At 72.1% G+C, this 17,418-nt stretch carries 16 protein-coding genes and 2 pseudogenes; 13 read left to right on the top strand and 5 right to left on the bottom strand.

Features of this window, described 5'->3' with window-relative positions; genetic code table 11:
- Positions 1–185: 185 nt before the first annotated feature.
- A complete protein-coding gene (locus R2S09_RS23710) occupies positions 186–1,211 on the top strand; it encodes an ATP-binding cassette domain-containing protein (RefSeq protein ID WP_306189265.1) in 1,026 nt (341 codons plus the stop codon).
- On the top strand, positions 1,208–2,047 hold the full coding sequence (locus R2S09_RS23705; protein WP_316743082.1) for an ABC transporter permease: 840 nt from the start codon (positions 1,208–1,210) through the stop codon (positions 2,045–2,047). The genes R2S09_RS23710 and R2S09_RS23705 overlap by 4 nt, the downstream gene beginning before the upstream one ends.
- A 23-nt stretch (positions 2,048–2,070) precedes the next feature.
- Here R2S09_RS23705 and R2S09_RS23700 read toward each other — a convergent pair whose 3' ends face one another.
- Positions 2,071–5,622 (bottom strand): BTAD domain-containing putative transcriptional regulator, encoded by a 3,552-nt coding sequence (locus R2S09_RS23700; protein WP_316743080.1) that lies wholly within the window; start codon positions 5,620–5,622, stop codon positions 2,071–2,073.
- Between the two features lie 240 nt (positions 5,623–5,862).
- Between R2S09_RS23700 and R2S09_RS23695 the strand changes: the two genes are divergently transcribed.
- Positions 5,863–6,663 (top strand): site-2 protease family protein, encoded by an 801-nt coding sequence (locus R2S09_RS23695; RefSeq protein WP_306189267.1) that lies wholly within the window; start codon positions 5,863–5,865, stop codon positions 6,661–6,663.
- Here the strand turns inward: R2S09_RS23695 and R2S09_RS23690 are convergent.
- Positions 6,653–6,838 carry a hypothetical protein gene (locus R2S09_RS23690; protein ID WP_306189268.1) on the bottom strand — a complete coding sequence of 62 codons (186 nt, stop codon included), beginning with the start codon at positions 6,836–6,838 and terminating at the stop codon, positions 6,653–6,655. The two genes, R2S09_RS23695 and R2S09_RS23690, sit on opposite strands and share 11 nt — an antisense overlap.
- An 87-nt stretch (positions 6,839–6,925) precedes the next feature.
- Entirely contained in the window at positions 6,926–7,648 is a 723-nt protein-coding gene (gene npdG, locus R2S09_RS23685; protein ID WP_316743077.1) for an NADPH-dependent F420 reductase, read from the bottom strand.
- Between the two features lie 164 nt (positions 7,649–7,812).
- Here npdG and R2S09_RS23680 point away from each other — a divergent pair, with 164 nt between their 5' ends.
- Positions 7,813–8,418 carry a hypothetical protein gene (locus R2S09_RS23680; protein WP_306189270.1) on the top strand — a complete coding sequence of 202 codons (606 nt, stop codon included), beginning with the start codon at positions 7,813–7,815 and terminating at the stop codon, positions 8,416–8,418.
- A 106-nt stretch (positions 8,419–8,524) separates the two neighbouring features.
- Positions 8,525–8,777 (top strand): annotated as a pseudogene (locus tag R2S09_RS23675) (MFS transporter); the annotation flags it as partial.
- A gap of 13 nt (positions 8,778–8,790) precedes the next feature.
- Here R2S09_RS23675 and R2S09_RS23670 read toward each other — a convergent pair.
- Entirely contained in the window at positions 8,791–9,021 is a 231-nt protein-coding gene (locus tag R2S09_RS23670; protein WP_306189271.1) for a hypothetical protein, read from the bottom strand.
- Positions 9,022–9,079: 58 nt separating this feature from the next.
- On the opposite strand from R2S09_RS23670, the gene map reads away from it, so the two are divergent.
- From map to R2S09_RS23650, 4 genes and pseudogenes are all read left to right on the top strand, one after another.
- On the top strand, positions 9,080–9,937 hold the full coding sequence (gene map, locus R2S09_RS23665) for a type I methionyl aminopeptidase (protein WP_306189272.1): 858 nt from the start codon (positions 9,080–9,082) through the stop codon (positions 9,935–9,937).
- Positions 9,938–10,297: 360 nt separating this feature from the next.
- Positions 10,298–11,577 (top strand): annotated as a pseudogene (locus R2S09_RS23660) (RHS repeat-associated core domain-containing protein); the annotation flags it as partial.
- Between the two features lie 285 nt (positions 11,578–11,862).
- Positions 11,863–12,051 carry a Scr1 family TA system antitoxin-like transcriptional regulator gene (locus R2S09_RS23655; protein ID WP_306189335.1) on the top strand — a complete coding sequence of 63 codons (189 nt, stop codon included), beginning with the start codon at positions 11,863–11,865 and terminating at the stop codon, positions 12,049–12,051.
- A 9-nt stretch (positions 12,052–12,060) separates the two neighbouring features.
- Positions 12,061–12,252 (top strand): DUF397 domain-containing protein, encoded by a 192-nt coding sequence (locus R2S09_RS23650; protein ID WP_316743075.1) that lies wholly within the window; start codon positions 12,061–12,063, stop codon positions 12,250–12,252.
- 50 nt (positions 12,253–12,302) lie between these two features.
- Here R2S09_RS23650 and R2S09_RS23645 read toward each other — a convergent pair whose 3' ends face one another.
- Entirely contained in the window at positions 12,303–12,956 is a 654-nt protein-coding gene (locus tag R2S09_RS23645; RefSeq protein ID WP_316743073.1) for a PhzF family phenazine biosynthesis protein, read from the bottom strand.
- Between the two features lie 125 nt (positions 12,957–13,081).
- On the opposite strand from R2S09_RS23645, the gene efeO reads away from it, so the two are divergent.
- The 4 genes from efeO to R2S09_RS23625 are packed head-to-tail and all read left to right on the top strand — an operon-like array spanning position 13,082 to position 17,410.
- Positions 13,082–14,221, top strand: a complete 1,140-nt coding sequence (gene efeO, locus R2S09_RS23640) for an iron uptake system protein EfeO (protein WP_306189275.1) — start codon at positions 13,082–13,084, stop codon at positions 14,219–14,221.
- A 21-nt stretch (positions 14,222–14,242) separates the two neighbouring features.
- Entirely contained in the window at positions 14,243–15,541 is a 1,299-nt protein-coding gene (gene efeB / locus R2S09_RS23635) for an iron uptake transporter deferrochelatase/peroxidase subunit (protein ID WP_316743070.1), read from the top strand.
- 5 nt (positions 15,542–15,546) lie between these two features.
- Entirely contained in the window at positions 15,547–16,419 is an 873-nt protein-coding gene (efeU, locus tag R2S09_RS23630) for an iron uptake transporter permease EfeU (protein ID WP_306189277.1), read from the top strand.
- Positions 16,379–17,410, top strand: coding sequence for a hypothetical protein (locus R2S09_RS23625; protein WP_316743068.1), 1,032 nt, complete (start codon positions 16,379–16,381; stop codon positions 17,408–17,410). Before efeU ends, R2S09_RS23625 begins: the two co-directional genes overlap by 41 nt.
- Positions 17,411–17,418 lie beyond the last annotated feature (8 nt).

The following is a 17,418-nucleotide window of genomic DNA, read 5'->3' as shown; positions in this document are numbered from 1 at the left end:
CCCCCCCCCGCGGGGGCGCGTGGGGGCGGGGGCGGGGGCCCCCCCCCCCCCCCCCCCCCCCCGACCCACCCACCCCCCCGTAGGCGCCCCACCCCAGGGAGCGGCAGACGCTGTCGGCGGCTTGTCGGTCCGCTTGTCGGTGGGATGTCGGTGGTTTGTCGGTGGGGGCTGGAACAGTCGTCGGCATGACGCGAATCGACAACAAGCCCAGCGGCGCGGGCAACGCCGTGACCGTGCGGGGGCTGGTCAAGCACTACGGCGAGACCAAGGCGCTGGACGGCGTCGACCTGGACGTGCGCGAGGGCACCGTGATGGGCGTGCTCGGCCCGAACGGCGCCGGCAAGACCACCCTCGTACGCATCCTGTCCACGCTGCTGGCCCCCGACGCCGGCCAGGCGACCGTCGCCGGCTACGACGTCGTCCGCCAGCCCCGGCAGCTGCGCCGAGTCATCGGACTCACCGGCCAGTACGCCTCCGTGGACGAGAAGCTCCCGGGCTGGGAGAACCTCTACATGATCGGCCGGCTCCTGGACCTGTCCCGCAAGGACGCCCGCGCCCGCGCCGACGAACTGCTGGAGCGCTTCTCCCTCACCGAGGCCGCCCGCCGCCCGGCGAGCACGTACTCCGGCGGTATGCGCCGCCGCCTCGACCTGGCCGCCTCGATGATCGGCCGGCCCGCCGTCCTCTACCTCGACGAGCCGACCACCGGCCTCGACCCCCGCACCCGCAACGAGGTCTGGGCCGAGGTCAAGGAGATGGTCGGCGACGGCGTCACCGTCCTGCTCACCACCCAGTACATGGAGGAGGCCGAGCAGCTCGCCTCCGAGCTGACCGTCGTCGACCGCGGCAAGGTCATCGCGAACGGCGGCATCGAGGAGCTCAAGGCGAAGGTCGGCGGGCGCACCCTGCGCGTACGTCCGGCCGACCCGCTGGAGCTGCGCCCGCTCGCCTCGATGCTCGACGACCTGGGCATCACCGGCCTGGCCTCGACGACCGTCGACACCGAGACCGGCTCCCTGGTCGTGCCGATCCTGAGCGACGAGCAACTGACCGCCGTGGTCGGCGCGGTCACCGCGCGCGGCATCACCATCGCCTCCATCACCACCGAACTGCCCAGCCTGGACGAGGTCTTCCTGTCCCTCACCGGCCACCGCGCCAGTGCCCCGCAGGACGCCCGGCCCACCGACGCCCGCGAGGAGATCGCCGTATGAGCGCGACCACCGCAACCGCCACCGCCGGCGCCACCGCCGGCGCCACCGCCGCCGACGTCCGCATCCCGCTGCGCGGGCATCTGCGCCACACCGGCGCCCTCATCCGCCGCAACCTGCTGTGGATCAAGCAGGACCCCGAGTCGATGTTCGACGCCCTGCTGATGCCGGTCGTCTTCACCCTGCTGTTCGTGTACGTCTTCGGCGGCTCGATCGGGCAGGCCCTGGGCGGTGGTCAGGACGGGTATGTGCAGTACGTCATCCCGGGCATGATCGCGATGATGAGCATGACGCTGTCCCAGGGCGTCGGCACCGGCTTCAGCCAGGACTTCAACTCCGGTGTCATGGACCGCTTCCGGTCCCTGCCGATCGGCCGCGGCTCGGTGCTGTTCGCGAAGATCACGGTGGAGCTGGTGCGCATGCTGTTCGCGACCACCGTGCTGATGATCGTCGCCGTGCTGGTCGGGTTCGACATCCACCGCTGGGGCGGTCTGTTCGCCGCTGTCGGCCTGTCCGCGGTGTTCGCCTCGTCGATCATGTGGGTGTTCCTCACCCTGGGCGTGATCCTGAAGAACGCGCAGTCCGTGCAGGCGATGGGCTTCCTGGTGCTGTTCCCGCTCCAGTTCGGCTCCTCGATCTTCGCGCCGACCAAGTCGATGCCGGGCTGGCTGCAGGCCTTCACCGACTACAACCCGCTCTCCACGCTCGCGGACGCCTCGCGCGGACTGATGATCGGCGGCCCCGTCGCGCACGACCTGTGGGTGACGCTGGGCTGGTCGGTGGCGATCACGGCGGTGATGGCGCCCGTGGCCGTCCACAAGTTCCGTACCAAGACCTGACGCGCCCCGCGGGCCGGTACGGTTCACAGCAGGGCGGCGGCCTCCTCGGCGGAGAGCCCGCCGCCCTCCGCGTGCGCGGCCCGGTACTCCTGCTCGCCGAGCAGCGCCCGGATCCGCCGCACCGCCCGGTCGCGGCCGTGCCGTTCCAGGGACGAGTGGACGTGCCGGGGCGGCAGCAGCGCGTCGGCGGCACCGAGGCAGCGGGCGGCGTCGCGGGCGCGGCTGCCGCCGTCCACGCCGGCGAGGGCCAGGGCGCCGACCGTCAGATAGACCGAGCGCATCTGGGGCGCGATGGTCACCGAGAGGGGGTCCTGCGCCCGCTCCAGCGCCTGACGGGTCTTGTCCAGGGCGTCCTCCAAGCGGTCGTCGACCGCGTCCAGCCACGCCTCCATGCCCAGGATGAAGCCGTCGAAGACGACGAAGTGGGAGAGGGTGAACTCCTCGCGCAGCAGGCGCAGTTGCTCCCGCGCCTCGGCGCACCGGCCGCTCGTGCTGAGCCGGCCCGCCAGGAACAGCCGGGCCGCGGGCAGCGCCTCGCTGACGGCGCCGGTCTGTCGCTCGATCACCTCGCGCAGGATCCGTTCGCCGCGCTCGGTCCGGCCGGCCTCCACCAGGGCGCTGCCGAGCCGGGCGTTGAGCACCGCGACCTGGGCGTGGGCGCCGAGGCGTTCGGCGTGCTCCACGGCCGCCTCGTAGTCGGCGGCCGCCCGGAGGTGCCGGCCGCTGCGCTCGTGGGCCTCGCCGCGCGCGGACAGTGCCTCGGCGACACCCCAGGCGTCGCCGAGGCGGCGGAAGATCTCCAGTGCCTCCTCGGCGTCGGTCACCGCGTCGCCCGCCCAGTCGGTGCGGTTGGCCAGCAGATTGGCGCGCATCTGGAGCGCGTTGGCCAGTTCCCACTCGAACCCGGGGGCGCTGCGGCAGGTGCGGACGGAGGAGTCGGTGATGGTGCGGATCCGGTCGATGTCGCCGGTCATGATGACGGCGAAGAACCACAGCATGCCGGGGCTGCGGCAGGTCTGCGGCTGTCCGGGCTCGTAGACCTGGGCGATGATCTGGAGTTTCCGTTTCGCCGCCGGGGACTCCCAGGCCTCCAGCTCGGTCTCCATGCAGGCGAGGTGGGCCAGGTGCAGGCCGCGGCGGGCCTCGGCGAGGATCTCCCCGGTCATCGGTGGCGGGGCGTCGGTGCAGCGCTGCCACACCGGGGCGGCGCGGCGCACCGGATCGGTGAACGGGTCCGGGCCGAGCGCCATGACCTCGCGGCACCAGTTGCGGGCCTCGATGCGCACGTCGCGCAGCTGCCAGTAGTGAACGAGCGAGAGGATCAGGCACAGGCCCTCCTGCTCGTCGCGCTCGGCGACGGCGTGCCGCAGCGCGGTGCGCAGGTTCTCGTACTCCGTCTCGAACCGGGCGATGGCGGTGCCCTGTTCGGCGCCGCGCAGCAACGGGTCGGTGGTGCGGGCGAGTTCACGGTAGTACGTCAGGTGGGCGCGCTCGGCCTGCCGACGTCCGCCTCGCTCCGCCAGCCGCTCGGCCGCGTACTCGGCGACGGTCTCCAGCAGCCGGTAGCGCATCTCGCCGTCGGCGCCGGGGGCGGCCACCACGAGCGACTTGTCGACCAGCGAGCCGAGGGCGTCGAAGGCGGCGGGCCCGCACACGGCCTCGGCGGCGGCAAGGTCGCAGCCGCCGGCGAAGACGGACAGCCGGCTCAGGACGTCCCGTTCCTCCTCGTCCAGCAGGTCCCAGGACCAGTCGACCACGGCCCGCAGGGTCTGCTGGCGGGGCAGCACGGTGCGGCTGCCGGAGGTGAGGAGCCGGAAGCGGTCGTCGAGCCGGACGGCGATCTGGCGCGGGGTGAGCAGCCTCAGCCGGGCGGCGGCCAGTTCGATGGCGAGGGGCAGGCCGTCCAGGCGCCGGCAGATCTCGGCGCACGCCGCCGCCGTCTCCTCGTCCGCGTCGATCCGGAAACCGGGCCGTACGGCCGCTCCCCGGTCGGCGAGCAGCCGCAGCGCGACCGGCTCGGGCAGCGGCTCCACCGGCCGCAGCACCTCCCCCGGTACCCCGAGGGGTTCGCGACTGGTGGCGAGGACGGTCAGGTGCGGGCAGCGGGCGAGCAGCTCCTCGACGAGATGGGCGGCGGCGTCGACGACGTGCTCGCAGTTGTCGAGGAGGAGCAGCATGCGGCGCCGGGCGCAGTGCTCGACGAGCCGCTCGACGGGGTCGTCGAGCCGGTCGGCGACCGCCGCCCGGATCTCCTCCGCCCCGGCGCCGTAGAGCACGGTCTCGCGGGCGCCGACGGCCGTGAGCACGGCCGCGGGCACCCCGGCCTGTTCGTCGACGGGCGCGAGTTCGGCCAGCCACACCCCGTCCCGCAGGGCGGGCCGCACCCTCTCGGCGGCCTCCTGCGACAACCGGGTCTTGCCGGCCCCGCCCGGCCCGAGCAGTGTGACCAGCCGCGCGGCGCCGAGGTCGGCACGGATCGACTCGATGTCCGCCTCGCGGCCCACGAAGGAGGTGAGCCGGGCACGGAGGTTGCTGGGTGGCGCGGGGGCGGGCACCGGGCCCTCCGGCTCGACGGCATGGGCGGCGCTGTCACCGGCCGCGGCGGCGCGGTCACCGGCCGGGACGGCGCTGTCACCGGCCGGGACGGCGTGGGCGGAGTCCGTCCCGGCCGCGGTCCCGGTCCCGGGTCCGGATGCGGGGCCGGGGCCGGGGCCCTCGGCTCCCGCGCCGGTCGCCTCGCGCCGCGCCCCGGCGGCGCCGGGCGCCCCGCGCGCGCCGGTCTGTCCGGTACGGCTCCCGGTCCCCGGGAGCGTGCCCGTACCGCTCGCCTCGGCTTCCGGCGTCCCCCGCGGGCGCAGCAGCTCCCCGTGCAGCGCGCGCAGCTCCGCTCCGGGGTCGGAGCCGAGGCGGTCGGCCAGCAGTCGCCGTACGTCCTCGTAGGCGGCCAGGGCCTCGGCCGAGCGGCCCGCCTCGCGCAGGGCGCGCAGGCGCAGGGCCTGGAGGGGTTCGTCCAGCGGGTGCGTGTCGCACAGGGCGGTCAGCTCGGGCAGGACCTGCTCGGCCTGGCCGAGGGCGAGCCCGGCGGTGAGCCGGGCGCGGCGCGCGTCCAGGTGGCGGGCCTCAAAGCGGGCCGCCTCGGCGGTGCTGTCGGGCAGGTCGGCGAGGGCGGGGCCGCGCCACAGGGCGAGGGCGTCGTCGAGGACGCCGGCCGCCTTCGCGGGGTCGCCGTCGCCGAGCGCGCGCAGCCCCTCGCCCGCCAGCCGCTCGAAACGGTGCAGGTCGACGTCGTCGGCGGTGGCGGTGAGCCGGTAGCCGCCCTCGGCGGAGGCCACCGCGCCCGCGCCGAGCGCCCGGCGCAGCCGCCCGACCAGCGCCTGGAGCGCGCCCGTGGCGTCGGCGGGCGGATCCCCTGCCCACACCTCGTCGACCAGGACGCGGACCGGGACGGTACGGTCGGGTCGCAGGGCGAGCACGGTCAGCAGGGCGCGCAGCCGCGCTCCGCCGACCGGGACGGCCGTGCCGTCCGGGCGGAGTGCCTGCGTGGTGCCGAGGATGCGATAGCGCACGGGGTCCATTGTCTCCAGGGACGTCAGGGCCGGTCACGGGGGTTGCGCGGCGCGGCGCCCGGTGGCGTCCGGAATCGGTGTCCCGGCACACGCGCCGCGCCCCCGCCTCCGCACGCCCCCGGCCCACCACGAATCCCCGTGAAAGGGACCCGCCGAAGGAACCCGTCACCCGGCACGAGACGTTCCTCCCTTGCGCCCGGTACGGTCGGGCTCGCCCGGACGGACCAGGACGACCACAGGAGTTTCTCGATGACCACCGTCACCACCCGCCACAGCGACCGGCGGATGAGTCCCGTGTTCGTCGGGATACTCGCCGTCACCGCGGTCACGGGCTGGGCCACCTGGACCGGGTTCGCCGAGCAGCCGGGCGTCGCGGTGTTCCTGTTCGTGACGGCGGCCTGGATCGTCTCCCTGTGCCTGCACGAGTACGCGCACGCGCGCACCGCGCTGCACAGCGGGGACATCACGGTCGGCGCGAAGGGCTACCTCACGCTGAACCCGCTGAAGTACACGCACGCCCTGCTGAGCATCGTGCTCCCGGTGATCTTCGTGATCATGGGCGGGATCGGCCTGCCGGGCGGTGCGGTGTTCATCGAGCGGTCCAGGGTCAGGGGCCGCTGGCGGCACAGCCTGATCTCGGCGGCGGGCCCGCTGACGAACGTGCTGTTCGCGGCGGTGTGCACGGCCCCGTTCTGGCTGCACGCGCTGGACGGCGTGCCCCGTGACTTCCGCTTCGCCCTGGCGTTCCTCGCGCTGCTCCAGGTCACGGCCGCGATCCTGAACTTCCTCCCGGTCCCCGGCCTGGACGGCTACGGCGTGCTCGAGCCGTGGCTGTCGTACCAGGTCAAGCGCCAGGTGGAGCCCTTCGCGCCGTTCGGTCTGCTGATCGTGTTCGCGCTGCTGTGGGTGCCGTCGATCAACAACGTCTTCTTCGACGTGATCGACGCGATCCTGCGGGGCCTGGGGATCAGCGACTTCGACAGCTACTGCGGCCAGGAGATGTACCGCTTCTGGCAGGGCACGAACGAGTTCTGCACGCTCAGCCCGTGACGGACCCGTCCCGGGCGGCCCGGCCCCGGCGCGCGTAGTACCAGGTCATGTTGGACGACAGCCCCGCCAGCAGGATCCACACGATCCCCAGCCAGCTGCCCTGGACGAAGGAGACGACCGCCGCGGCCACGGAGAGCACACAGACGATCAGGGCGTAGAGGGCGAGGCGAGGCATGTCGGTCGGCTCCTGTCGGGGGACACTGCCGGGTCGTGCCGGGTGTCGTGCTGGGTACTTCTTCGGCCACCAGTGTCCCCCATGAGGTCATACGTCCGTGACCCGGAGCCCGGCGTGTGCCTTGTAGCGGCGGTTCACCGAGATCAGGTTCGCGACCAGGGACTCGACCTGGTGGGCGTTGCGCAGCCGGCCGGCGAAGATGCCGCGCATGCCGGGGATGCGGCCGGCCAGCGCCTGGACGGTCTCGACGTCGGCGCGTTCCTCGCCGAGGACTATGACGTCGGTGTCGATCTGCTCGATCTGCGGGTCCAGCAGCAGGACCGCCGAGAGGTGGTGGAAGGCCGCCGTCACCCGTGAGTCCGGCAGCAGGGCGGCGGCCTGCTCGGCGGCGCTGCCCTCCTCGGGCCGGAGGGCGTAGGCCCCCTTCTTGTCGAAGCCGAGCGGGTTGACGCAGTCCACGACGAGCTTGCCGGCCAGCTCCTCGCGCAGCGCTTCGAGGGTCTTGCCGTGGCCCTCCCAGGGCACGGCAACGATCACCATGTCGCTGCGGCGGGCGGCCTCGGCGTTCTCGGCGCCCTCGACACCGTGGCCGATCTCCTCCGCCGCCGCCCGCGCGCGCTCGGCGGCCCGGGAGCCGATGATCACCTTCTGGCCGGACCGGGCGAGGCGGTAGGCGAGGCCCTTGCCCTGCGGACCGGTCCCGCCGAGCACGCCGACGACCAGCCCGGAGACGTCGGGCAGGTCCCAGGGGTCCTTGGTGGGGGCCTTCTGCGCACTCTGTGCACCCTGTGCACCGTCGGTAGAGGTCATGGGCCGACTCTACGTCCGCGACGGCCGCGCCACCCGCTCGGGTACGCCACGCCACCGGCCTCGCCGGCGGGCCTCACCGACGACCGGCCCCGATGTCCCCAGGGCGGGCGAATTCCGGCCGAACTACGCCTGACACAGGGTCGTTTGCGGCAGGATGCGCGCGTATGGACGCCGTACGGGTCGCATGGCTGCGTGAAGTGCTCTCCGGAACCGAGTGGTTGGGTGCCACCCGGCGGTTCGCGGGCGTGCTGCGGGGGTCCGTCGTGTCGCACGGGGGCGGGCTGCTGCTCGTGGGCACGCCGGAGTACGAGCCGTGGCACCTGGCCGCGCACCTGGTGGACGAGGCCGCCTGGTCGGGCACCCCGGAGCTGGCGCCGACCCTGGTACGGCACGACGCGCGCCCCTCGGACCCGGCGCACCTGGCCGTCGGGCTCGGCCGGCTGGAGGCGGCCCGGCGCGGCGAGACGCTGCTCGTCGTGGCCCCCGAGGAGCCCGAGCCCGCCCCGCTGCTGGGGCGGGTGCACGAGGCGCGGCGGGCCGGGGCGACCGTGCTGGCCCTGGGGCCGGGCGTGGGCGAGCTGGCGGCGATGGCCCACGAGACGCTGGCGGTGCCGGAGGGCGCGGAGCTGGACCTGGACACCGTGCAGCACCTGGTCAGCGCGGCAGCCGGGGAGAACGCGCTGCCGTCCGGACGGGGCCGCGGACGGTTCCGCGACCGCCTCTCGAGACTGACGGAACTCCTGACGGCTCCGCCGCCGTCGCGCTGGTAGCGCACGCCTTCGCGCGTCGGCGGGGGAGGGAAAACCACTTGCCCGCGCCGGTCGCCCGGCTGAGCATGGCGCGACGTGACCGACGCCGCCGCACCGACCGAACCCGCGCGGCCGGCTCGCCCGAATCGAGCTGCTGTCCTACTCGGCGGGCCCGCAGCTGGGCCAGGTCCGCTCGGGCGGCGTGGCCTGCCTGGCGGAGCGTACGGGCGTCGGTGTGGTCGGGCGGGCTGCTGTGCGCGGGGGCGGTGGGGCTGCCGGCCGTGTGCCTGCCTGGGCTGACGAGGTACGACGCCCGGACGAACGAGCACGCGGTGCGGCTGCGCGAGGAACACGCAGCCGCGGTCCGGGCACCCGCGTGATCAGCCCCGCCGATCAGTCCTCTTCGCTCTCGCCGGCGGCCGTGTCGTGCCACCGGGGGTCGTTCTCCCACTGCAGGTTGCGTTCGCGGGCGGTCTCCATCGCGTGCTGGGCCTCCTGCCGGGAGGCGTACGGGCCGAAGCGGTCCTTGGCGGGACACTCGGGTCCCTCCTCGACCTTCTGGTGCTCCAGGCAGTAGAACCACTCGCCCGGCTTGCCGACGGTGCGCTTCTTGAACAGGGGCATGACCAGCTCCTCTCGCCACGGACATGTTCCCCCATCCCCGCTGGATAGACTCGCTGTCATGTCTGGCCAGTCGCTGCTCGTCCCCGGGGAGCTCTCCCCCACCCGTTCCGTACCCGGAAACATCCGCCGCCCCGAGTACGTCGGCAAGCCCGCGCCGAAGCCGTACACCGGGCCGGAGGTGCAGACGCCGGAGACCATCGAGGCTATGCGGGTCGCCGGGCGGATCGCCGCACAGGCGATGGAGGAGGCGGCCAGACACATCGCGCCGGGCGTGACCACGGACGAGCTGGACCGGGTGGCGCACGAGTACATGTGCGACCACGGCGCCTATCCCTCGACGCTCGGCTACCGGGGCTTCCCCAAGTCGCTGTGCACCTCGATCAACGAGGTGATCTGCCACGGCATCCCGGACTCGACGGTGCTGCGGGACGGCGACATCGTCAACCTGGACGTGACGGCGTACATCGGCGGGGTGCACGGCGACAACAACGCGACGTACCTGGTGGGAGACGTCGACGAGGAGAGCCGGCTGCTCGTGGAACGCACCCGCGAGTCCCTGAACCGCGCGATCAAGGCGGTCAGGCCGGGCCGCCAGATCAACGTCATCGGCCGGGTCATCGAGTCCTACGCCAAGCGCTTCGGCTACGGCGTGGTCCGCGACTTCACCGGCCACGGCATCAACTCGTCCTTCCACTCCGGCCTGATCATCCCCCACTACGACAGCCCGCACGCCACCACCCTCATGCGCCCCGGCATGACCTTCACCATCGAACCGATGCTGACCCTCGGCACCCACGAGTACGACGTCTGGGACGACGGCTGGACGGTCGTCACCAAGGACCGCAAGCGCACCGCCCAGTTCGAACACACCCTGGTGGTCACGGAAACGGGCGCGGAGATCCTGACGCTGCCGTAACCCCACGCTTGCTGCGGACCGCCCGGCAGAGCACGTGACCGGCACCCGGCAGGCTGGAAACAAGCACCCGTCCAGCGTCCGCGTTGCACATCACAATGTGACGATGTGATGATTCCGGGCATGGTTGATCACGGGGTGACGACGAGGAGGCCGGGCGCGTCCGCAGGTCCCGGCTCGCCGACTACGCGGAGATGACCGCTCCGGGCAGAGGCGACGCACATTCCTCAGGCGGCGTCGGCACAGCACCGCTGGTGCTCACTGAAGAGACGCCACCTCCATCACCTGCGGACTTGCGCTCCTCCTCTGACTCGGCCGACGACGAGAGCACCGGCGGGCGTCGTGAGTTCGCCGCGCTGCTGTGGCACCACCCTCACCATCCTCAGAGACCGCCACGGCCGTGTGCGAACGGAAACCGTCAACGGCCGCGAACTGACCTACGCCTACGACCAGCTGGGCCGCCGCACGAGCCGCACGACGCCGACGGGCGCGACGACCACCTGGTCGTACGACGCGGCCGGCCGCCGCACCGGAATGACGGCCTCGGGCCGGTCGATCGACTTCGCCTACGACCCGGCGGGCCGAGAACTGACCCGCCACATCGGCGGAGCCGTCACGCTCAAGCACACCTTCGACACGCTGGGCCGTCTGACGACCCAATCGGTGACGGCCGGAACCGACCGCACGGTCCAGCACCGCACGTACACGTACCGGGCCGACGGCAACCTGGTCGGCATCGAAGACCAGCTCTCAGGGGCCCGCCACTTCGACCTGGACGCCGCAGGCCGGGTGACAGCCGTCCACGCGGCCAACTGGACCGAGCGCTACGCCTACGACGAGGCCGGAAACCAGGCACAGGCCAGCTGGCCGGCGGACCACCCGGGCGGTGAGGCAACGGGCCCCCGCAGCTACACGGGAACACGCATCACCCGCGCGGGCAATGTCCACTACGAACACGACGCGCTCGGCCGCATCACCCTGCGCCAGAAAACCCGCCTGTCCCGCAAACCGGACACCTGGCGCTACGAATGGGACGCGGAAGACCGCCTGACATCGGTCGTCACCCCGGACGGCACCCGCTGGCGCTACACCTACGACCCCCTGGGCCGCCGCACGGCGAAACTCCGCCTGGCGCAGGACGGCGAAACGGTCGTCGAACAGGTGGACTTCACCTGGGACGGCACAACCCTGTGCGAACAGACGACGATGTCCCCCGACCTCCCCCACCCGGTCACCCTTACATGGGACCACCAGGGACTGCGCCCCTTGAGCCAAACGGAACGCATCACCGCGGCCGACGCCCCACAGGAAGAGATCGACTCCCGCTTCTTCGCGATCGTCACAGACCTCGTCGGCGCCCCGACCGAGCTCGTGGACGAGCAGGGCGACGTCGCCTGGCACACCCGTTCCACCCTGTGGGGAACAACGGCGTGGGCGGCCAACAGCACGGCCTACACACCCCTGCGCTTCCCGGGGCAGTACTACGACCCCGAAACCGGCCTCCACTACAACTGCTTCCGCCACTACGGCCCGGAGACGGCCCGCTACCTCACCCCCGACCCGCTCGGGCTGTCCCCCGCACCCAACCCAGCTGCCTACGTCCATAACCCCACACCTGGACCGATGTGCTTGGGCTGGCGCCGGACTACCCAAGGGGCGAGAAGGGAAACCCAGCGCGTACGACGACTGGCGGCGCACTACGCCTGCGCCGACGAGGCGTTCATCGAGGCCCTGGTCGCAATGGCCACCGAGCGCACGCAGGGCTGGTGGGAGGAGTACCGGGGAGTGCTGCCGCCGGTGTTCCTGGACGTCGCCGAGACAGAGCACCACGGCACGTTCCTGCGCGAGGTCGTCACCAGCCACACGAATGCGCCATCGTGCGAGTCATCCCCTTCGCGAGAGAAGGCTTCGCCGGGGCCGGGATCGAGATGATGTACGTGGGTGGCGCGGCGCCCCGGCTGGACACCGTGCTGCGCGACGCTCCGCACGGCACCGCCTTCATCGACGCCGAATCCCAACTGGCACGCTTCCGGGCCCTGCTCAATAAGGTGGGGAAAGCAGCACTGCAGCCCGTCGAGTCACGGGACTTCATCCACCGCATGACGAAGGAACTGTGAGGCGCCCTCATGACCCAGGCCATTCGCTGGCGCAAGTCGTCGTACTCCGGGGGTGGCGATGGCAACACGCGTGTCGAAATTGCCGACCTCGACACCCGCATAGGCGTCCGGGACTCCAAGGCCCCGTACCGATCGACCCTCACCTTCACGGCCGCAGCCTTCGTCCCCTTCGTCCACTCGTTGAAGGAGACCCGCTCCTAGCCACCTCCTCCCGGCCACACCGATCTCGTCCCAGCGGAACTCTCACCCCCTCAGCGTTCCTGGCCTTCGAGGTGCACCCTGCCGCCCACCTCCACCCACCCTCCCGGCTGAGGTGCCGTCAGGAGCTGGGAGCCGGTGCCCTGGGTGATGTTCAGGGCTCGGCCCAGTTGGGCGGTGAGCAGCAACGCCGCCGCTCCTGTTGCCTCGTCCTCCTCGATGCCGTCGTCGCGGCCGGGGAAGGCGCGGGCGCGGATGCGGCCGGCGGGTTCGTCCTCCCAGGCCCAGGCGTAGATCCACTCGCCCGGTGGGGGGACCTCGAGGTCGTCGACCTCCGAGGGAGTGGCGTACTGGCGCAGGGTGCGCGGCGGGGCCCACTCCGGGCGGGCCTCGATCCAGGTGAACTCGCCGTCCAGGCGGGTGCCGACCGGGCCGGCGGGCGTGACCAGTTCGGGGACGTCCAGGAGCCAGGCCGTGCCGACGCAGGGATGGCCGGCGAACGGCAGGCGCAGGGTGGGGGTGTAGATGTCGATGACACCGCGCTCGGGGTCGTCGACGAACACCGTCTCGCTGAAGCCCAGTTTCGCCGCGAGCGCCTGGCGGTCGTCCCGGTCGGGGAGCAGGGAGCCGTCGCGGACCACACCCAGCTCGTTGCCGTAGCCGCCGCGGGGTCCACAGAAGACGCGCAGCACGTCGTAGTCGGTCACCGGGGCATTCAAACAGACGTCCGCGATCAAGTGAGAGGTGAATCACCGGACCCGGGGGGGCACAGCCGAGGTAAGCCTGCGCTAAGTTAGGTGAGCCTCACCAACTGTTCCCGTCTGGAGCCTGCATGCGAGCCGTCCGACTCCCCGTCGTCACCGCCGCCGCCACCGCGGCCGCCCTGACCGCCCTGACGGCCTGCACCGCCAAGAGCGACGCCAAGGACGGCGACGCGATCCAGGTGACCGCCGCCGACTCCACCTGCGAGACCTCGGCCAAGAGCGTTCCGGCCGGTCAGGTCACGCTGAAGATCGAGAACAAGGGGTCCAAGGCGACCGAGGTGGAGATCCTGTTCCCGGACGACCGGATCGTCTCGGAGAAGGAGAACATCGGCCCCGGCACCAAGTACACGCTGACCGCCGAGGTGAAGGCGGGCTCGTACGAGATCGCCTGCCGGCCGGGGATGAAGGGGCACGGCGTACGGCAGAAGCTCACGGTCACCGGCTCCGGCGCGGCCGCCGAGCGGGACCCGCGGCTGGACAAGGCCGTCGCCGCCTACCGCCAGTACGTCCAGGACCAGGCCGACGAGACCCTGCCCCGGGTCGAGACGTTCGTGAAGGCCATCAAGGACGGGGACGTCGCCGCCGCCAAGAAGGCCTACGCCCCCTCCCGGCTCGGCTGGGAGCGCACCGAGCCGGTCGCCGAGTCCTTCGGAAACATCGACCCCAAGGTCGACGTCCGCGAGGACGGCCTGGAGCAGGGCCAGAAGTGGACCGGCTGGCACCGGCTGGAGATGGCCCTGTGGAAGAACGGGAAGATCGGCGCCGAGGAGAAGAGCCTCGCCGACCAGCTGGTCACCGATCTGAAGGGCTGGCAGGAGCGGGTCGGCACCGCCGAGATCACCCCGACCTCCATGGCCAACGGCGCCAAGGAGCTCCTCGACGAGGTCGCCACCGGCAAGGTCACCGGTGAGGAGGAGCGCTACTCCCACACCGACCTGGTGGACTTCAAGGCCAACGTGGAGGGCGCGCGGAAGGCCTACGGCCTGCTCGAGCCCGTCGCCGCGAAGAACGACCCGGCCCTCACCAAGGAGCTGGACAAGCAGTTCACCGCGCTCGACGCGCTGCTCGACAAGTACCGCACGGACAAGTCGTCGTACGACTTCACCTCCTACGACAAGGTCGGCGAGGACCAGCGCAAGGAGCTCTCGGACGCGGTGAACGCGCTCGCCGAGCCGCTGTCCAAGCTCGCCGCCGCCGTCGTCAAGTAGGGAGCAGGAAGGCGAGAGACGATGACCGAGACCGAGGCACAGAGCCAGAGCGAGGGCGACAGCCCTTCGGAGCAGGGGCGCAGGCCCTCCCGCCGGGCCCTCATCGGCTGGGGCGGGGCCGGGCTGGCGTTCGGCGCCGTCGCCGCCGGCGGCGCGATGGCCATGGCCACCGGCGGGGACGGCACGGAGGCGTCCGGCGCGGACGCCGGTGGCGCGGTGGAGTTCCACGGCGCCCACCAGGCGGGCATCGCCACGCCCGTGCAGGACCGGCTGCACTTCGCCGCGTTCGACGTGAAGACCGACGACCGCGCCGAGTTCGTGCAGATGCTGAAGGACTGGACGGCCGCCGCGCGCCGGATGACCGCCGGGAAGACGGTCGGCGAGGGCGCTTATGGCGGGCTGGCCGAGGCGCCGCCCGACGACACCGGCGAGGCCCTCGGCCTCAAGCCCTCCCGGCTGACCCTCACCATCGGCTTCGGCCCGTCCCTGTTCGAGAAGTTCGGGCTGACGGACAAGCGGCCCGCCGCCCTCGTCGATCTGCCCAAGTTCCCCGGCGACAACCTCGACCGCACCCGCACCGGCGGCGACCTGTGCATCCAGGCCTGCGCGGACGACCCGCAGGTCGCCGTGCACGCGATCCGCAACCTGGCCCGCATCGGCTTCGGCAAGGCCGCCATCCGCTGGTCCCAGCTCGGGTTCGGCAAGACCTCCTCGACGACCCCCGGCTCGCAGACCCCGCGCAACCTCTTCGGGTTCAAGGACGGCACCCGCAACATCGCGGGCACCGAGACCGACCGGCTGAAGAAATTCGTGTGGGTCGGCGACGGGGACACCGGCGCGAAGGACGCCTGGATGAGCGGGGGTTCGTACCTGGTCGCCCGGCGCATCCGGATGAACGTCGAGACCTGGGACCGTACCTCGCTGCAGGAGCAGGAGGACGTCTTCGGCCGGGACAAGGGCGAGGGCGCGCCCGTCGGCAAGGCCAAGGAGCACGACGAGCCGTTCCTGAAGGCGATGAAGCCCGACGCGCACGTACGGCTCGCGCACCCCGACTCCAACGGCGGGATCACGATCCTGCGCCGGGGCTACTCCTTCACCGACGGCACGGACGGCCTGGGCCGGCTGGACGCGGGCCTGTTCTTCCTGGCCTACCAGCGCGACGTGCGCAAGGGGTTCATCCCGCTCCAGCGCAAGCTGTCGGCGCACGACGCGCTCAACGAGTACATCCAGCACGTGGGTTCGGCGGTCTTCGCGATTCCGCCGGGCGTTCGCGACGCGAACGACTGGTGGGGCCGCACCCTGCTGTCCGAGGAGGCTTGAGGCCAGTGTTCTCCAACTACCTGATCGGTCTGCGCGAGGGGCTGGAGGCCAGCCTCGTCGTGTGCATCCTGATCGCCTACCTGGTCAAGACCGGCCGCAGGGACGCCCTGAGGCCGATCTGGACCGGGATCGGCATCGCCGTCGCCATCGCCATGGGCTTCGGCAGCGTCCTCGAGTTCGGCTCCCAGGAGCTGACGTTCCAGGCGCAGGAGGCCCTCGGCGGCTCGCTGTCGGTCCTCGCGGTGGGCCTGGTGACCTGGATGGTCTTCTGGATGCGGCGCACCGCCCGGCATCTGAAGTCCGAGCTGCACGGCAAGCTGGACCAGGCGCTGGCGATGGGCACGGGCGCGCTGGTGGTCACCGCGTTCCTGGCCGTGGGCCGGGAGGGCCTGGAGACCGCGCTGTTCGTGTGGGCGTCCGTGCACGCCGCCTCCGACGGCACCCCGCGCCCGCTGGTCGGCGTCGCCCTGGGCCTGGCGACCGCGGTGCTGCTCGGCTGGCTGTTCTACCGGGGTGCGCTGAAGATCAACCTCGCCAAGTTCTTCACCTGGACCGGCGCCATGCTGGTCGTGGTCGCGGCGGGCGTGCTGGCGTACGGCTTCCACGACCTCCAGGAGGCCGGCTGGCTGCCGGGCCTGACCAGCCTGGCCTTCGACATCAGCGGCACCATCCCGCCGGACAGCTGGTACGGCACGCTGCTGAAGGGCGTGTTGAACTTCCAGCCCGACCCGACCGTCCTTCAGGTCACGGTGTGGCTGCTGTACCTGGTCCCCACCCTCACGCTCTTCTTCGCCCCGGTAGGGTTCGCCTCCGGGAAGGGGAAGGTGACGGTAGCTGATGAGCAGGGTTCGCGGCCCTCGCAGGCGTCGCAGGCTTAGCAGGGTCGGGCTGCGCAGGCTTGAGCGAAAGGTCCTGATCGCGGCCACGGTGACCGCGCTGTCGTGGACGGCGAGCGGGTGCGTGGTGGTGCACGGGGAGCGCGAGGTGCTCCCGGCCACCACGCGTGCAGAGGCCGCGCAGGCGCTGGCGCAGTTCACGGACGTGTACAACAAGGCCGACAAGGCCTACGACAGCTCCCTGGACGCGGGTCATGTCACGGGCGCATTCGGCGCCATCGACGCGGCACGGCTGAAGGCCGGCCACATCAACAGCCCGAGCGGGAACGCCCGGCACACTCCGCTGACGCTCACCGACGCCAGGTTCACGATCCCGAAGAAGGCCGGCTGGCCGCGCTGGTTCCTCGCCGACGCCAAGGGCAACAAGGGCGGCAGCGCGCGCTGGCTGCTGGTGTTCACCCGTGACGACCTGAACGAGACGTGGAAGGTGGCCTACCTGACGCTGGTGGCCCCCGCGAACGTACCGAAGTTCAAGCAGGACAAGGACGGCTGGGCCGAGGCCGTGCCCGCCGGCTCCCCCGGGCTGACCGCCCGTCCGGGCGACCTGAGCCAGGCCTACGCCACCTATCTGAAGGACGGCGGCGACACCTTCGCCCCGGGGCAGCACACCACCACCTGGCGCACGCTGCGCGCCCGGAACGCCGTCAAGCCGGGCCTGGCCACGCAGTACATCGACGAGCCGCTGACGAACGGCGCCTACGCCCCGCTGGCGCTGCGCACCGCCGACGGCGGCGCGCTGGTGTTCTTCGCCACGCACCACTACATGAAGCAGACCGCCGCCGCGGGCGCCACCGTGCCGCGCCCGAACAAGGCCGTGCAGGCACTGAGCAAGGGCGAGATCAAGCAGTCGCTGACGATGGAGTTCGTCTCCAACGAGGCTGTGCTGGACCCGGCGGCGGGCTCGGGCGGCGACCAGGGGAAGGTCGCGGTCGTGGGCCGCGTTCAGGGGATGACGGCGGCGCAGGGCGGGTGACGCGGGGC

The sequence above is a fragment of the Streptomyces sp. MK7 genome, assembly GCF_032658145.1.
GTDB lineage: Bacteria > Actinomycetota > Actinomycetes > Streptomycetales > Streptomycetaceae > Streptomyces > Streptomyces spiralis.
The sequence above is the reverse complement of the archived record's forward strand: the minus strand, read 5'-3'. Positions and strand labels throughout refer to the sequence as shown.

What these genes read in the sequence shown, in the direction of transcription:
- R2S09_RS23695 (WP_306189267.1), top strand. Translation starts at nt 5,863, where the DNA reads ATGACCACCGTCACCACCCGCCACAGCGACCGGCGGATGAGTCCCGTG.
- R2S09_RS23670 (WP_306189271.1), bottom strand. Translation starts at nt 9,021, where the DNA reads ATGCCCCTGTTCAAGAAGCGCACCGTCGGCAAGCCGGGCGAGTGGTTC.
- npdG (WP_316743077.1), bottom strand. Translation starts at nt 7,648, where the DNA reads ATGACCTCTACCGACGGTGCACAGGGTGCACAGAGTGCGCAGAAGGCC.
- efeB (WP_316743070.1), top strand. Translation starts at nt 14,243, where the DNA reads ATGACCGAGACCGAGGCACAGAGCCAGAGCGAGGGCGACAGCCCTTCG.
- R2S09_RS23625 (WP_316743068.1), top strand. Translation starts at nt 16,379, where the DNA reads ATGAGCAGGGTTCGCGGCCCTCGCAGGCGTCGCAGGCTTAGCAGGGTC.
- R2S09_RS23705 (WP_316743082.1), top strand. Translation starts at nt 1,208, where the DNA reads ATGAGCGCGACCACCGCAACCGCCACCGCCGGCGCCACCGCCGGCGCC.
- R2S09_RS23690 (WP_306189268.1), bottom strand. Translation starts at nt 6,838, where the DNA reads ATGCCTCGCCTCGCCCTCTACGCCCTGATCGTCTGTGTGCTCTCCGTG.
- R2S09_RS23655 (WP_306189335.1), top strand. Translation starts at nt 11,863, where the DNA reads ATGATGTACGTGGGTGGCGCGGCGCCCCGGCTGGACACCGTGCTGCGC.
- efeO (WP_306189275.1), top strand. Translation starts at nt 13,082, where the DNA reads ATGCGAGCCGTCCGACTCCCCGTCGTCACCGCCGCCGCCACCGCGGCC.
- R2S09_RS23710 (WP_306189265.1), top strand. Translation starts at nt 186, where the DNA reads ATGACGCGAATCGACAACAAGCCCAGCGGCGCGGGCAACGCCGTGACC.
- R2S09_RS23650 (WP_316743075.1), top strand. Translation starts at nt 12,061, where the DNA reads ATGACCCAGGCCATTCGCTGGCGCAAGTCGTCGTACTCCGGGGGTGGC.
- map (WP_306189272.1), top strand. Translation starts at nt 9,080, where the DNA reads ATGTCTGGCCAGTCGCTGCTCGTCCCCGGGGAGCTCTCCCCCACCCGT.
- R2S09_RS23700 (WP_316743080.1), bottom strand. Translation starts at nt 5,622, where the DNA reads ATGGACCCCGTGCGCTATCGCATCCTCGGCACCACGCAGGCACTCCGC.
- R2S09_RS23680 (WP_306189270.1), top strand. Translation starts at nt 7,813, where the DNA reads ATGGACGCCGTACGGGTCGCATGGCTGCGTGAAGTGCTCTCCGGAACC.